12 protein-coding genes and 1 other RNA gene are annotated in these 17,462 nt (G+C 24.1%); 5 read left to right on the top strand and 8 right to left on the bottom strand.

Annotation, left to right across the window (positions count from 1 at the left end; genetic code table 11):
- Window positions 1-4: 4 nt before the first annotated feature.
- A complete protein-coding gene (hisG, locus tag D9V61_RS00495; protein WP_158339300.1) occupies window positions 5-904 on the bottom strand; it encodes an ATP phosphoribosyltransferase in 900 nt (299 codons plus the stop codon).
- A gap of 418 nt (window positions 905-1,322) precedes the next feature.
- Window positions 1,323-1,871: an endonuclease SmrB gene (smrB, locus tag D9V61_RS00490; protein ID WP_158339299.1), complete on the bottom strand. Its 549-nt coding sequence runs from the start codon at window positions 1,869-1,871 to the stop codon at window positions 1,323-1,325.
- A 269-nt stretch (window positions 1,872-2,140) separates the two neighbouring features.
- Here smrB and aroC point away from each other — a divergent pair, with 269 nt between their 5' ends.
- Window positions 2,141-3,205: a chorismate synthase gene (aroC, locus tag D9V61_RS00485; protein ID WP_158339298.1), complete on the top strand. Its 1,065-nt coding sequence runs from the start codon at window positions 2,141-2,143 to the stop codon at window positions 3,203-3,205.
- Between the two features lie 637 nt (window positions 3,206-3,842).
- Window positions 3,843-4,727, top strand: a complete 885-nt coding sequence (gene dapA, locus D9V61_RS00480) for a 4-hydroxy-tetrahydrodipicolinate synthase (protein ID WP_158339297.1) — start codon at window positions 3,843-3,845, stop codon at window positions 4,725-4,727.
- A gap of 379 nt (window positions 4,728-5,106) precedes the next feature.
- On the opposite strand, the gene dapE is transcribed toward dapA, so the two are convergent.
- From dapE to D9V61_RS00455, 4 genes are all read right to left on the bottom strand, one after another.
- Window positions 5,107-6,234, bottom strand: coding sequence for a succinyl-diaminopimelate desuccinylase (gene dapE / locus D9V61_RS00470; RefSeq protein WP_158339295.1), 1,128 nt, complete (start codon window positions 6,232-6,234; stop codon window positions 5,107-5,109).
- A gap of 101 nt (window positions 6,235-6,335) precedes the next feature.
- Window positions 6,336-8,333, bottom strand: coding sequence for a transketolase (gene tkt / locus D9V61_RS00465; protein WP_158339294.1), 1,998 nt, complete (start codon window positions 8,331-8,333; stop codon window positions 6,336-6,338).
- Between the two features lie 55 nt (window positions 8,334-8,388).
- Window positions 8,389-9,339, bottom strand: coding sequence for a transaldolase (gene tal, locus D9V61_RS00460; RefSeq protein WP_158339293.1), 951 nt, complete (start codon window positions 9,337-9,339; stop codon window positions 8,389-8,391).
- Between the two features lie 285 nt (window positions 9,340-9,624).
- Window positions 9,625-10,845, bottom strand: coding sequence for a beta-ketoacyl synthase N-terminal-like domain-containing protein (locus D9V61_RS00455; protein WP_158339292.1), 1,221 nt, complete (start codon window positions 10,843-10,845; stop codon window positions 9,625-9,627).
- Between the two features lie 110 nt (window positions 10,846-10,955).
- On the opposite strand from D9V61_RS00455, the gene rsmI reads away from it, so the two are divergent.
- Window positions 10,956-11,804, top strand: coding sequence for a 16S rRNA (cytidine(1402)-2'-O)-methyltransferase (gene rsmI, locus D9V61_RS00450; RefSeq protein ID WP_158339291.1), 849 nt, complete (start codon window positions 10,956-10,958; stop codon window positions 11,802-11,804).
- A gap of 33 nt (window positions 11,805-11,837) precedes the next feature.
- Window positions 11,838-12,205, top strand: an RNA gene (rnpB, locus tag D9V61_RS00445) — RNase P RNA component class A.
- Between the two features lie 84 nt (window positions 12,206-12,289).
- Here the strand turns inward: rnpB and pmbA are convergent.
- A complete protein-coding gene (gene pmbA / locus D9V61_RS00440; protein WP_158339290.1) occupies window positions 12,290-13,630 on the bottom strand; it encodes a metalloprotease PmbA in 1,341 nt (446 codons plus the stop codon).
- Between the two features lie 194 nt (window positions 13,631-13,824).
- On the opposite strand from pmbA, the gene ppa reads away from it, so the two are divergent.
- Entirely contained in the window at window positions 13,825-14,367 is a 543-nt protein-coding gene (gene ppa / locus D9V61_RS00435; RefSeq protein WP_158339289.1) for an inorganic diphosphatase, read from the top strand.
- Window positions 14,368-14,390: 23 nt separating this feature from the next.
- Here the strand turns inward: ppa and D9V61_RS00430 are convergent, their stop codons facing one another.
- Window positions 14,391-17,297 (bottom strand): translocation/assembly module TamB domain-containing protein, encoded by a 2,907-nt coding sequence (locus D9V61_RS00430; protein ID WP_158339288.1) that lies wholly within the window; start codon window positions 17,295-17,297, stop codon window positions 14,391-14,393.
- Window positions 17,298-17,462: the final 165 nt, after the last annotated feature.

Raw genomic sequence — 17,462 nt, 5'->3', positions numbered from 1 at the left:
ATTTTCACTCCATCATTTTTTCAATTGGCAAAACTAAAATTGAACTAGCTCCTAATAATTTTAATTTTTCCATTGTTTCCCAAAATAATGTTTCACTACTTACCATATGCATTGCAACTCGATCATTATCACCTGCTAGTTTTAGAATAGTTGGTCTTTCTGCTCCATGAAGCAAAGATATTACTTCTTCTAATTTTTTTATTGGTGCATGTAACATAATATATTTAGATTCACGAGCTTTAATTACACCCTTCATACGAGTCATTAATTTATTAATAACTTCTTGTTTTATAAAATTAATCTCTCCAGTCTTACAAATAAGACATGCATGAGAACGATAAACTACTTGTACCTCACGTAAACCATTAGCTTCTAATGTTGCTCCTGTAGAAACTAAATCACAAATCGCATCTGCTAAACCAGCTCTAGGTGCTACTTCTACTGATCCATTTAACATACATGATTTAAATACAATTCCTTTTTCATCTAAATATTTTTTTAATAAATGAGGATATGAAGTAGCTATTCTCATATTTTTAAAATATGTTATATTAGAATATATAGTATTTACTGGAATTGCTAAAGATAATCTACACACTCCAAAATCAAGGCGTCTTAAAGTGATATAAGAAGATTCTAATTTTTGTGATGTTCGCTTTAATACCTCCTCTTCAAGTACATTTTCACCAACTATTCCTAAATCTATAACACCATCCATTACTAATCCAGGAATATCATCATCGCGAACTAACATAACATCAATAGGCATATTTTCAGCAAAAGCTATTAATTTTTGTTGTTTTAAATTGATTTTGATACCACAACATGTTAATAGTTTTATAGAATCATTGCTTAAACGACCAGTTTTTTGCATCGCTATACGTACACGATTATTATCAAACATATAAAATCCCTTAAAAAATTCTTTATATTAAATAAAAAAATCTACATATTTTATTTTTTTAAAAATAAAAAAACCCAAAAAATAAGGGTTTTTAAAAAAATATTTTTCTATAAAATTAAGAAAACATAATAATTAAATAATTTTGACAACATAAATGATGTTATCGTAAAAATTAAGTATAATAAATAAAAATTATTGATAATAGTTTAGTCTTAAATATTTTATTGAAATATTTTTTAGATTTAAAAAAATAATAATGTTGTTTAATTAAATTTAAAAAAATTTTTTATTCTCATTCAAAACATTCTTAATGAATTTAAAAAAATGATTTAAAATTGTAAACCTGTTTTTTATTTAAAAAAATACTTCTATTTTTATATCTTTAATATAAAATTATTTGATTTATTAGTTAATATATTTATATTTTTTTTCTTTGAGAATTAACTTCAATGATAACTATAATTGCAGCATCGCTTCCAAAAAATTTAGGAGCTTGGTGAAAAGCTATGATATCTGGATGTTGAGATAACCAAAAAGGTGTTTGTTTCTTTAAAATATGTTTACCATGTCCATGCATAATATGAGCACAAAAAATTTTTTCTTTTTGACATGTTGTGATTAATTCACCTAATGCTTGTTGTGCTTGATACTGTGTAAATCCATGTAAATCAAGAAAAATATCTGGATCATATCTTCCTTTTTTTATATTTTTTAAAACATTATTTAAACTTTGATGACGTACATAAGAAACAGGATTATCTTTAAATAAATTTTTTTTATTTCTATGGGAAAAATAATGACTATGAGCATTTTGTTCAAAAAAAATACGCTGAGATACTATATTAGTGTTATTTTTTTTATGAACTCTAGAATGAAAAATAGTATCCTGTACTATCTCACGGGTACCATTTAACCATTTACGAAATAAAATATTCGAATCAATAGTATATCGGCTATTTTTATTCATAATTATTCATTACCAATAATATTAATTAATTTAAAATTTTACATATATGTTTTATTTATAATATTTATAATTATTTATATATTTTACTAATTATATAATTTACTTTTTGTAAAAACAACAAATAAAAAAATATTATTAGTAATAATATAAAAAAATATACAAATTAATATTTTCAAAATAAATATGTTTTTTTAAAAATAAAAAATCATTTTTTTTATTTATTCTGTATAGTTATATTATTTCATTTTTAAAATTATAGAAGAATCAAAATGTCTGGGAATACAATTGGAAAAATATTTTGTGTAACTACTTTTGGTGAATCACACGGAGAAGCATTAGGATGTATAGTTGATGGTACACCACCAGGTCTTGAATTATCTTGCGAAGATTTACAATATGATTTAAATCGTAGACGGCCAGGCACTTCTCGTTATACAACTCCCCGCTGTGAACTAGATAAAATTCATATACTTTCAGGTATATTTAATGGTTTTACTACTGGTACTAGTATTGGTTTAATTATTTATAATAATGATCAACGTTCTAAAGATTATAATAATATAAAAAATTTATTTCGACCAGGACACGCTGATTATACTTACGAAAAAAAATATGGCATAAGAGATTATCGTGGTGGAGGAAGATCTTCTGCTCGTGAAACTACTATGCGAGTTGCAGCAGGTGCTATTGCAAAAAAATATCTTAAACACAAATATGGAATAACTATAAGAGCATATTTATCAGCAATGGGAAATATTAGGTGTACTTTAAAATCTTGGGAGGAAGTAGAAAAAAATCCGTTTTTCTGTCCTGATCATGACAAAGTTTTAGAACTTGAAAATTTAATTAAAAATTTAAAAAAAGTAGGTGATTCAATTGGTGCTGAAATAACAATTATTGCCGAAAATATTCCTGTAGGACTTGGAGAACCAGTTTTTGATCGTCTTGATGCAGATTTAGCTCATGCTTTAATGAGTATTAATGCCGTTAAAGGTATAGAAATTGGAGATGGATTTTCAGTAGTAAATCAAAAAGGAAGTAAAAATCGTGATGAAATTACATCAAACGGATTTTTGAGTAATCATGCTGGTGGCATTTTAGGTGGTATTAGCAATGGTGAATCTATTATATTAAAAGCAGCATTTAAACCTACATCAAGTATCCGAATAAGAGCTAATACAATCAATAAAAAAAATGAAACAGTTGAAATAATTACAAAAGGTCGACATGATCCATGTGTAGGAATACGCGCTGTTCCAATAACTGAAGCAATGGTAGCAATTATATTAATGGATCATTTATTAAGATTTCGCGCACAATGTAGTGGAAAATAATTTTCTAGAATATATTAATGCTACTAAATAAATCTCTGTTTAGTAGCATACTTATATATGAAAAATTTTTTAATAAAAAAATATTTTTTTTAATAAAAAATATTAAATTTTTAATACTTTTCTTAAAAAATAAACGTTTTAAAGATAATAATTTATTTCTCAGTATTATATATTTAGTTATTTAAAAAAATGAATATTGTCTGAAATATTAAAATCTTGTACTATGCAACGCAAAGTCATAGATATATAATAAAAAGAAATTGTACTTCTCATTATCAAAAAACAATAAAGTTACTTTTTCTTAATTTAATCAGGTAAAATAAATGTTATATAATAATCATGCATATAATCATATTCATTATACTAAATATTAATCATAATCAATAGATATTATAAAATATATTTTTTAATTGATTATATTTAATTATAAAAAAATAAAAAACATATAATTAAAAAGTAAAAATATTTTATATAAATTAATTTAAAAAAATCTTTTTTTTATAATAATGAATAATAAATATTTTTATATTTGAAATAAAATAATATTTTTTAAAATATTGCAGTAACTATTTCTGTATACTTTATTTTAAATGTGTCAAACATGCCATAAAATATTTTTTATGGAGGAGGACCGCTAATGTTCAAAGGAAGTATAGTTGCACTAATTACACCCATGGATGAAAAAGGTCATATTTGTCGTACTAGTTTAAAAAGATTAATTAATTATCATATTATCAATCAAACTAAAGCTATTGTTTCTATCGGAACTACTGGAGAATCCGCAACACTCAGTCAAGAAGAACATATAAATATTGTCATGCTTACTTTAGAATTAGCAGACAAACGTATTCCAATTATTGCAGGTACAGGAGCAAATGCTACAACAGAAGCGATCTCTTTAACACAAAGATTTGAAAACTCTGGTATTGCAGGTTGTTTAACTGTTACACCATATTATAATAGACCTACTCAAGAAGGATTATATCAACATTTTAAGGCAATTTCAGAAAATACTGAACTACCACAAATTTTATATAATGTTCCGAGTAGAACAGGATGTGATTTACTTCCAGAAACAGTTGCTAAATTAGCTAAACTAAAAAACATCATAGGAATTAAAGAAGCAACTGGAGATTTATCAAGAATAAATAAAATAAAAAGATTAGTTAAAAATAATTTTTTATTAATAAGCGGGGATGATACAACAGCTTTAGATTTTATGCAATTAGGTGGACAAGGTGTAATATCGGTTACTGCTAATATTGCTGCAAAAGAAATGATGAAAATTTGTTCATATGCATTAAAAGGAGATTTTATTAAAGCAAGATCTATAAATAATCGTTTAATGTTATTACATGAAGCACTATTTTTAGAATCTAATCCTATTCCTATAAAATGGTTAGCTAAAAAAATAGGATTAATAAAAAATGATACACTTCGTTTGCCTATGACTCCTATTTTAAATTCTACACGTTTACAACTTGAAAAAGCAATTCAATATGCTAATCTTAAAATATTATAAAAAATTTTTTAAAATTACAATAATATTTCAAATATTAAATGTATTTTTAATAACATCTTGCACATTAAAAAATATACAAAATAATCATAATTTTGATTTTTATAACAAAAAAAATCAATTTAAAAAATTAATTATTCCAAAGGGTATAAGCATCCCGAATATAAAAGAAGAATATAAAATCCCTTATACAGATGAAGATTTAAAAAAAGAAAATCATAATATATTTCCCCCTATATAATCTTTTAAAAAATAATAGTAGAATTAAAAAAATATTTTTTAAATTAAATGTTTATTCATCGTAATTGATGCAGATTGTCTTTATGATATTCTGCATCACTCATTAAAAAAAATAAAAAATTTTCAACAATTTTTAAAAAAATTAAACTAATAAATTTTTCATAATATCTTCGTACATCAAACTTAACAATTGCAAATCAGATATTTTTACACATTCATTAACTTTATGAATTGTAGTATTAACTAATCCCAATTCTACTACTTCAGAACCCATTAAAGAAATAAATCGACCATCAGAAGTACCACCAGAAGTAGACAAAATAGGTCTTTTTTTATTAAAATAAAAAATAGATTGACTTACATTTTCTATTAACAAACCTTTTTTAGTAAGAAATGGTTTTCCGGATAAAAACCATTTGATAGAGTAATTAATATTATTTTCATCTAGCAAGCTAATTATTCGAAATTGAATTTCTTTTTCAGATATTTCTGTACTAAATCGAATATTAAATTGCACGAACAAAGATCCTGGAATAATATTATTAGTTCCATCTCCTGCATGAATATTTGCAATATTTATGCTAGTTGGTGAAAAAAAATTATTTCCATTATCTAATTTTATCGATAATATTTTTGAAATAACAGGTAATCCTTTATGTATTGGATTATCTGCTAACTCAGGATATGCAATATGTCCTTGTATTCCATGAATAGTTAAATTGGCTGTAATTGAACCTCTTCGACCATTTTTTATAACGTCACCAACTATAGAAGTACTAGTAGGTTCTCCTACTATACAATAATCAATTAAATCATTTTTAGAAATCAAATATTCTACTACTTTAATTGTACCATCCACTGCACTCGATTCTTCATCTGAAGTAATAAGAAAAGATAAACGTCCTTTATGATTTGAAAATTTATTTACAAATCTTTCAGCTGCAATAATCATTGCTGCTAACGCACCTTTCATATCTGAAGAACCTCGACCGAATAAAAATCCATTTCTAATTACTGGTTTAAAAGGATGAGTACACCAATCTTTCTTGTCACCTGGTGAAACTACATCTGTATGTCCTGCAAATGTTAATGTTTTTCCAGATCCTCTAAAAGCCCAGAAATTTTTCGTATTATTAATATTAATTACTTTTATTTTAAATCCTATTCTAGATAAACGTTTTATAATAATATCTTGACAACCTAAATCTTTTGGACTAATAGATGGAATAGCAATTAATTTTTGTGCTAATTCAGTGACTGAACAAATCATATTTTTCCTAATTTCATCTTGATATTGATAAATATTATTTTTTTATAAATCGATGGGGCTATAATTAAGCCCCATAATCATTTAGAAATTCTTTAATAAAATTAAGATTTTAATAAAATTATTGATTTATTAACTATATTTTCTACAGTAAAACCAAATTTTTTAAATAAATCTTCTGCAGGCGCAGAATCACCAAATGTTTTCATTCCAATAATTAAACCATTGATTCCTACGTATTTATACCAAAAATCTTCTATACTTGCTTCGATTGCAATTCTTTTAGTAACATAAGACGGCAACACAAATTCTTTATAATTATCATCTTGTCTATCAAAAACATTAGTAGAAGGCATAGATACTACACGTACAGAATATCCTAAGGAAACAAGTTTTTTTGCAGAAATTAAAGTAATATTTAATTCTGAACCAGTTGATATAAAAATAACATCAAGCGGTTTTTCCGAATCATATAATATATATGCTCCATAAGAAATACTATCTAATTGTTTAGAATTTCTATGAAATTGAACAAGATTTTGACGTGATAGAATTAATGCTGTAGGTCCTGATTTTTTCTCAATAGCTTGTTTCCAAGCCACAGCTGTTTCTACCTGATCACTAGGTCTCCATACATCTATATTAGGCGTTATTCTCAAACTAGATAATTGTTCGATTGGCTGATGTGTAGGACCATCTTCACCCAATCCAATAGAATCATGAGTATAGACAAAAATATGCTTAGTATTCATTAAAGCAGCCATACGAACTGCATTACGTGCGTATTCAACAAAAATTAGAAACGTAGCAGTATAAGGTATAAAACCTCCATGATGAGAAATTCCATTTGCAATAGCTGTCATTCCAAATTCACGAACTCCATAATGAATATAATTTCCAGATAAGTTATCTACAATGGAATTAGAACGAGATGACATAGTTAAATTGCTAGGTGACAGATCTGCTGAACCACCTATTAACTCAGGCAAAATTTCAGAATATTTTTCCAACGTATTTTGTGAAGCTTTACGACTAGCAATATCTTGTTTATTTTTTTGTAAAAAATAAATATAATTCTTTGTTATTTTATCCCAATTTAAAGGTAATTCTTTCTTTATTCGCCGTAAATATTCGATCGATAAATCAGGATATTTAGATTGATAAGAAAAAAATTTTTTATTCCATTCCTTTTCAAGTTCATAACCTTTCTTTGCAAAATTCCATTTTTTATAAATTTTATCAGGTATTTGAAAAGGAGGATATTTCCAATCTAATTTTTTTCGAATTAAAGCAATTTCTGTCTTACCAAGAGGTGCTCCATGCGATTCTGCTGTACCTGATTTATTAGGCGAACCAAAACCAATAATAGTATTACAAATAATAATTGAAGGTTTATCTATTATTAACTTTGCTTCTTTTATACTTTTTTTTATAGATTCTGAATCATGACCATTAACAGCATCTACTACATGCCAATTATAAGATTTAAAACGTTTTGCTGTATCATCGGTAAACCAATCAGACGTTTTTCCATCTATTGAAATACCATTCTTGTCATAAAAAACAATTAACTTGCCAAGATTTAAAGTTCCTGCTAAAGAACATACTTCGTGAGAAATACCTTCCATTAAACAACCATCACCTACAAAAACCCAAGTATAATGATTTACTATATCATGTTCTGGTCGATTAAAATAAGAGCTCAAAGTTCTTTCTGCAATAGCCATACCAACAGCATTTGCTAGTCCTTGTCCTAATGGACCAGTAGTTGTTTCCACACCAGGTGTTTCACCTATTTCAGGATGTCCTGGAGTTTTTGAATTAAGTTGTCTAAAATTTTTTAGTTCTTCTATTGATAAATTATATCCTGTAAGATGTAATAAACTATACAATAACATAGAACCGTGTCCATTAGATAATATAAAACGATCACGATTATTCCAATTAGGATTTTTTGGATTGTATTTTAAAAAATCTCTCCACAAAACCTCAGCGATATCCGCCATTCCCATAGGCATACCAGGATGTCCTGATTCTGCATTTTGTACAGCATCTATACTTAGCATTCGAATTGCATTAGCTAATTCTCTTCGTGAACACATATATTTCCCTTGAAATTTAAAATATTGCGAGTTAATTATTTATTATTAAAATAATTTATATTTTTTTAGAAAATATTTTTTCTAGATATAATTGATCTTTTCCAAAATTACGTATACCTTCAGATAATTTTTGAACTGCCATAGGATCTTGGTTATGCTCCCATCGAAATTCTTCTTCAGAAAGCGCTGTTGGACGAACTGAAAAAAAACTAGGAGGATTAAGCTGTCTTTTTATTTTTCCAGTATTAGATTCTAGTTCTTTTAATAAAACAGGTGAAATAGTTAAACGATCACATCCAGATAAATGTAATATTTGTTGAATATTACGGAAACTAGCTCCCATAATAATAGTTTTATAATCATATTTTTTATAATATTCATATATTTTGCAAACAGATATGACACCAGGATCTTTTCCTAAAAAAGATTTGGATAACAAATTTTGAGAAACATACCAATCGTAAATACGTCCGACAAAAGGAGATATCAAAAAAACATTTGATTCTGCACAAGCACGTGCTTGAGCAAAAGAAAACAAAAGTGTTAAATTGCAAAGAATATTATCTTTTTTAAGTTCTTCTGCAGCTTTGATACATTCCCAGGTAGCCGCTAATTTAATTAATACTCTATTTCTAGAAATTCCTTGTTCTTCATATAAACTAATTAATTTTTTTGCTTTTAAAATACATTTTTCAGTGCTAAAAGATAAACGAGCATCAACTTCACTAGAAACATAACCTGGTACTTTTTTTAAAATCTCTATTCCAATATCCACTAATATTTTATCACTTGCATTAATTATTTTGTCTTTATATAAACCTCCTTTCTTTTTTGCATATTCTATAGCTTTATCAAAAAAAACTTGATTAACACTTGAATTTACTGCTTGAAGTATTAAAGATGGATTAGTAGTTGCATCTTCTGGTTTATATTTACAAATAGATTCTATATCACTAGTATCTGCAACAATCGTTGAAAATTGTTTTAAAGCATTTAATTGATTCATATTTAATCTCTCTTTTTTTAATATAAAAAATTTAAATTTAAATATATAAATAATAAATATATTTTTTTACCTAACACCAATTTAAAAAGGTACATATTAACAATAAAAAAATCATTTTAATATTTTCAATATTAAAATGATTTTTTATATTTAGTACTATTTAAATAAAAATAAAAAAACATATATTCCTAATATAAAAATAGTTTGAAAAAAATACATAAATATTTTAATATATAAAAAAAAAATATTATTTAAAAATATTTAAATTATTATGAAAATAATATATTAATATTTTTTTACTATTAATGAAGCGTTAGTTCCACCAAAACCAAAACTGTTAGACATAGCCGTACTAATTTTTATATTAGTAGTTTCTTGAATAATGTTCATATCTTCTGCACAAGATTCTAATCTTTCAATATTAATTGAAGGAGCAATAAAGTTATATTTTAACATCAATAAAGTATAAATAATTTCATGTACTCCTGAAGCTCCTAATGAATGACCCGTCATTGATTTTGTCGCCGAAATCATTGGTTTCTTTTCATTTAAGAATACTTCTCTAATTGCTTTTAATTCTATTAAATCACCAATTTTTGTAGAAGTTCCATGTACATTAATATAATCAATAGGTATTCTTTTATTTTTTCTAGCTAAATTCATACAACGAACTGCTCCATTTCCTGAAGGCAAAATCATATTAAAACCATCAGACGTTGCAGCATATCCAATAATTTCAGCATAAATACGAGCAGAACGCGATAAAGCAGAACTTAATTCTTCAATAACTAAAATTCCTGCTCCACCTGAAATCACAAAACCATCACGATTTATATCATAGACACGTGATGCCTTTATAGGATCATCATTAAAATTGGCGGAAAGAACTTTCATGGCATCAAATTGACTAGCTAATTCCAAGCTTAATTCTTCACCTCCACCTGCAAAAATAATATCTTGTCTACCAAATTGAATTAATTCAAATGCATTTCCAATACAATGAGCAGAGGTAGTACAAGCTGAACTTATAGAATAAGTTATTCCATAAATTTCAAATAAAGTAGATAAACAAGCTGATATTCCAGAAGGCATATTTTTAACTGCAAGATAAGGGCTTATAAAATTTGAAATACGTCTATTTTTTATATTATATATATTAGATTTAACCATGTTTTTTGAAAAACTACATCCTGATCCAGCAATTAATCCAACACGAGGATTTTTTCTATATGTTTTACTTTCTATCTTGGCATCTTTAATAGCTTCTATCATAGCTAAAAAAGAATATCTAGAAGCATTATTCATAAATCGAGATAATTTCTGTGTTATCATGTTTATACTTTCTAATTTAATATTACCCCAAATTTTACTACGCATGCCTAATTTTTTCATTTTTTCTGAAAAAACAATTCCAGATATACCATTATATAAAGAATTAAGTACTTCTTTTTTATTATTACCAATACTAGAAACAATGCCAATACCTGTTATTACTACTCGTCTCACTTTTAATCCTTATAATTATAAAAAATCAAATACATTTTAAAATTTAAATAAAAAATTTAAATTAATTTTCAATTATTATCACATATATAACAATACTCTACGGATAAAAAATGAATAAATTTTATATTGGTATTCTTTATATTGTACCAACTCCTATAGGTAATTTATCAGATATTACTTATAGAGCACTAGAAATACTAAAAGATGTTCATATAATTGCTGCTGAAAATATTAGACATACTAATATTTTACTTCAACATTTCAATATTAAAAACCATTTAATATTAATGAATAAAGATAATGAAAAAAAGCAAAGTGATAATTTAATCAAAAAATTAAAAAAAGGAAAAAAAATTGCTTTAGTTTCTAATGCAGGAACTCCAATTATTAATGATCCTGGTAGTATATTAATAAAAAAATGTCATATTTCTAATATAAAAGTCATTCCTCTTCCAGGACCTTGTGCTGCTATTACAGCATTAAGTGCTTCGGGAATAACAAATAATCGTTTTTGCTATGAGGGATTTTTACCTTCTAAAAAAAAAACAAGATGTGATTTACTCTATTCTTTAAAAGAAGAAACACGAACAATTATTTTTTATGAATCAAAATATAGAATACTTGAAAGTATACAAGATATCATAGAACAAATAGACAAAAATAGACATATAGTAATAGCAAGAGAAATTACAAAAAAATGGGAATCAATTTATGGAGCCAAAGCAACTTTAATACTTCAATGGCTTAAAGAAGATAAATATCGTTATAAAGGCGAAATAGTAATTATTATTGATGGTTTTAAAAAGTTAAAAAAAAATAATCTATCAAAAAAAATATTAGATACATTTTCAATGTTAAGAAAATTTTTATCATTAAAAACATCAGTTTTAATTACTTCTCAGATACATGAGATTAAAAAAAATAATTTATATCAATACGTGATAAAAAAAGAAGAGTGACAAAATCATTTAAATAATGTATGATTTCATTTTGAAGTTGACCAAACAGTCGCTGTTTAATTTGTAAAAATTAAAAAGAGGAAAGTCCGGGCTCCATAGAGCAAGGTGCCAGATAACATCTGGAAAGCGTAAGCTTATGACTAGTGCAACAGAAAAAAAACCACCTATTTTTTTAATAAAAATATGGCCAGGGTGAAAAGGCGTGGTAAGAGCACACCGCATAATTGGCAACAATTCATGGCATGGTAAACTCCACCTGGAGCAAAGCCAAATATAGGTTCAATTTATTCCGTATTGCTCGTACTTTATAGACCTGGGTAGGCTGCTTGAATTAGTAAGTGATTACTAATCTAGATGAATGACTGTTGAAACAGAACCCGGCTTACAGGTCAACTTCACTAATCTAAAAAAATACTTGTTTTATTTTTATAAAGGTAATAAATTTATTACCTTTAATTAATTTTTTAAAAAATAGAAAATATCATTTAATTTCCAGAAACCTGTATTTCAGATAATAATACTGAACCACATTGAATTTTATTGCGCTTATCAACGTCAGTACTAATACCAACAATATTATTCCACATATCTCTTAAATTTCCAGATATAGTAATTTCGTTTATAGGATAACAAATTTTTCCTTTTTCAACCCAAAAACCTACTGCTCCGCGTGAATAATTACCGCTAATTATATCTACACCTTGTCCCATTAATTCTGTAACTAATATACCTTGATTCATCTTTTTTAAAAGCTCTTCAAAAGATATATTACTATTTGAAATCAACCAATTATAAATTCCACCGCAATTACCTGTACTTTCTAACTGAAGTTTACGAGCATTATAACTATTTAATAACCAAGTTTGTAGTATTCCATTTTTAATAATATATTTACTTTTTGTAACTACACCTTCATTATCAAAAGGTTTGCTTCCTAAACCTTGTTTTAAATGAGGATTTTCTTCAATATTAAGCCAATCAGGAAAAATTTTCATATTTAAATCATCAATCAAAAATGTGGATTTTTGATAAACATTATCACCACTAATCGCATTAATAAGATGTGAAAAAAAAATATGAGATATTTCCGATGAAAAAATAACTGCAGACTTCATTGTATTTATTTTCCGAGAACCTAATCTAGATACAGCTCGTTTAGCAGTTTTTTGACCTAAAATTTCTGGTTTTATTAAATCATCAATTTTTCTTGAAATCGAATAATCAAAGTCTCTCTGCATAGAATTTTTGTCTCGAGCAATCATACAGTTATAAGTTGAATAACGAGTAGATTTATATTTCTCTAACATACCTAGACTATTACCAAAAACATTTATAGTCATATAACCGTTAAAAAAACTACCTTCACTATTAATAATTCTTTTATCAAATTTAAAAGCTGCTTTCTCTGATAAAATAGAAAGATCAATTGCATTTTCCACATTAAATTCCCATGGGTGAAATAAGTCAAGTTCCATAGCATGAAAACATAAAAATTTTATATTAGGTAAACCTGAAAAGAAATCAGAAGAAGAATAATTTGAAATATTAATAGCTGTTTCTAACATTTTTTTAATACTATTAATACTGAAATCTTTAGATGAAACACTTCCTTTAGAAAACTTATTATATACTGTAATAAATAACGCACCATCACTATTAAACTCTACGTTTTCAACAATACTATTTCTTATATTGACACTAATACCGATTGTTTTTTTTATAAATACTTCAACAGAAATATTTTTTTCATTAGACAATTGTAAAGTTTCTTTTACTACATTTGAAAGAAATAATTCTTCTTTTTCTATTTCTCTAATTAATTTCATATACATAAACCCTTAAAAATATATTTTTTATATATAAATATTATATTAAAAAATACTTAAAATTAAAATCAATTACTTTCTATAAAGTATAGATATAATGATTTTTAAATGTTAAAATTTATTTAATTTTATACCCTTATTGACTCAACTTATTAATATATCAGAGTAATTAAAAGCTATTATTAAGGAAAAAAATGAATTTAAATAAAATTATTGCTGGTGATAACATACCAGATGATATATATGTAATTATAGAAATTTCATCAAATTCATCCCCTATTAAATATGAAATAGATAAGAAATCAGGTATGCTTTTTGTAGATCGTTTTATACCTACTCCAATGTTTTACCCTTGTAACTATGGATATATTAATCAAACTTTGTCTCTAGATGGTGATCCTTTAGATGTTTTAGTATCTTCTTATTATCCAATACAACCTAACTGTGTTATTCACTGTAAACCAATTGGAATTTTAAAAATGCACGATGAATCTGGCGATGATGCCAAAATCATAGCAGTACCAAAAAGCAAGATTTGTAAAGAATATAAAAATATAAATGACATTTCAGATATATCAGAATTATTAAAAAAACAGATTTCCCATTTTTTTCAACATTATAAAAATCTAGAAAAAGAAAAATGGGTAAAAATTGTAGGATGGGGAAATTGTCAAGATGCAAAGTTAGAAATAAAAAATGCATATGACCGTGCTAAAAAATTAACACAGCATATTTGAAATAAGAAAATTTTTTAATAAAATTAAAAAATAAAATTTTTTTCATTAATTTTAAAATAAAATAAAGAAAATCTTATATATCCAATTAAATCATATTTTGAAAGTAAATAATGTAAATTTAATTGAGAAGAAAATTTTATTCTAATTTTAGGGAAAATGGATACTAATATTTTTTTGCTATTAAATATAAGTCTCCATTCTATATTATCAGAACTCTTAGAAAATGGATTCAATGTAAATAATACACTTCCATTATCTAGTCTAATTTCTTGCATAATTTTTATAGAATCTATTTTACCTAAAAAATACGGAAAAAATAAAGTTATATACTTTAATAGATTATTGCTTTTAATAAAAATATTTTTTAAACTGACATCAGCCGAAATTTTAGGCCGATTTAATGTTCCAAAAAATTTTATATTACTTTGAAAAGTACCATTAACTTGTTTAAAGTTTGTAGTAAAAAAATTTATAAAAGAAAAAGGAAAGTTATAAATAATAAATTTTCCTTTTACATTTTTTTTATTATAAATATCTATAATATTTAAATTTCCAATAATACTTTGATCGTTTAATAAATTTCTTATTTTTTTTACTATCCACTTACTTTTAAAATCATTCTTTATTAAATTAATAGATATTTTTAAATAATCTAAATTTTCAATTAAAAATTTTTTATTGATCTTTTTTTCTAATTTTATATTGTTACTTGTTAAAATTATTTTTCCATCGGAAATTCTTTTTCCTAATATCCACTTTAATTTTGCATTAATAAATAGTTCACTTTTGAAACTTATAAGCGATTGATTGAATATATTAAAAAAAGACTTTTTTGTATTATATAAAAAAGATAAAATAACATTTATTTTTTTAATATTCTTTTGATAAAAATTACTGATGTTATTATTAGGATCATAATAAATTAAATTATTTTTTTTTGCAGTTATTTCCCCTAAACAAGTTTGAATATTTATTTTTTTAAAAAAACCATGCCAATTTCCAGTTTTTTTGTTAAAACTTCCATTTATTATTAAATTTATATATAATTTATGACTTTTTAATAACAAAGAAAATTTTTGTTTTTGATTATTAAAATGAGTTTGAATATGTAAATTATTAATATAAAAATCATAAAAACGCATTTTTTTTGCATTTATTAAAATTTTTCCTAAAAATTTATTATTAATATTCATTTTTGTTAATATTTTAATATTTTTAGAATATATATTCTTCCAATCTAAATCGCTAGCTAAAATTTTACTAGTTATAGTAGGAAGCAAATAATCACCATAAAAATTTACTTTTGCTTTAATTCTACCTTTTAAATTAGGTAAAAAATAATTGAGATTATTAGCATAAATAGATGAGTGAATATTATATTTTTCTCCTAATGAACCCTTGAAATATAATTGATTTTTTCCTAAAAATAAATTTATCCCAGGAATTTCGATAAAGTTAAATTTCTTATAATATAAAGGACTGAATATAGATAATTTTTTTTTCATTATACTATTATCTAAATTTATTTTAGGAATAGATAAATTATTAGTATTATCATTATTTTTACCAGTTATATTAATTTTTCCCATTAATTTTAATATATGTTGATCATATATAATATTATTATTTGAATGAATTTTAATTTTGTAGGGTTTTATTTTTTTTATCGGTAGAATTTTAATATTTTTTAAAAAAATATTTTTTAAATTCCCTTTTCCTTTAATATTAATTAAAATTGAAGGTAAACCTTGTAATGTAAAAATATTTTTTAAAGATAAAAAATAATTGTTAATTTTTCCTTTTATAATACCATCAAAATTATTTAATTTTAATATATAATCCTTTTTGATTGACCAAAATAAATTTTTACTCTTTAATTTTATGAAAAATGGGTAATCTAAAATATTTAAAAATACTGAACCATAAATTCTAATATTATTTAAATCTTCAGATTTTAATCTAAATGTAAGTTTGTTATTTTTATTTAAATGAGCTTTAAATAAAAAATTCATAATCCTATTCTGAAATCTAGGTACTACTATACTGTTATTCATCAAAAATAGAATTGAATGATCGTTATTAAAAAAAACTTTTCCATAAGAATTTATTTTTAAAAAAGAGGAATTTACTTTTATTTTTTTTATTTTTAAAATATTATTTTCTATTTTAGCTTTTAAGTCTATTTTAAATATATTATTTTTTTTATAATCTATAAATTTTATTTTATTACATTTTAAAGACATTAAATTAATATTTAATGGAACAAAATTTTTTGTTTTATTTGAAAAAAAACGCAAAAAACTATAAATTTTTTTAATATTATTAGATTTCTTGATAAAATTTATTTTTTTTATAGTATTTTTTTTTTTAAAATTAACTTTTAAAGATGATAAATAAATAGCATCCACATAAGTAGGTGAAAAAATAATATTATTATTAATTAATTCTATACTACTGAAAAAATTTAAACAAAATATATGTACTTCAGGAGATTTAAAAGAAATTTTATCTGCGTGTATTTTTTTAAAAATTATAGGATAATTTATAAAAATATTTTTTTTAACAATATTAGAAGATATATTTTTATTTGAAAAATTAGAAGATACATTATTTTTTAATGAGATGATCAAATTTTTTGTCTCAATCTCTTTAAAAATTGTTGATATTTTAAATAAAGATTTAGTATCTAGGATTACATGTAGACTATTAGCTGTCATCGAAATCCCAAAAATATTATATTTAATGTTTTTTAATGTAAAATCACGCCAATTTCCTGATATTTCCTCAGCTTTTAATCCTATAAAAAAACGACTAGTAAAGTTAAAAAACCATTTAAATCCTATGTTACTTTCTATAAATAATAAAAAAATTACAAATAAAATAGAAATAAAAATCAAAGATTTAGATAAATATCTCTGATATATACTCATAAAAATTGTCCTGATTTAGTATTAAATTATAAATATAAAAATTAATTTATAATAAATGAACTAATAGTTAACATGATATATTTTATATTAAATAGAAAAACAATTTTTTCTATGCTTTAAACGTTATTTAAAAATTATTTAAAAATAAATTCACATATATTTAAA

It is taken from the genome of Buchnera aphidicola (Acyrthosiphon lactucae), assembly GCF_005083565.1.
Classification (GTDB): Bacteria; Pseudomonadota; Gammaproteobacteria; order Enterobacterales; family Enterobacteriaceae; genus Buchnera; species Buchnera aphidicola_AH.
The sequence above is the reverse complement of the archived record's forward strand: the minus strand, read 5'-3'. Positions and strand labels throughout refer to the sequence as shown.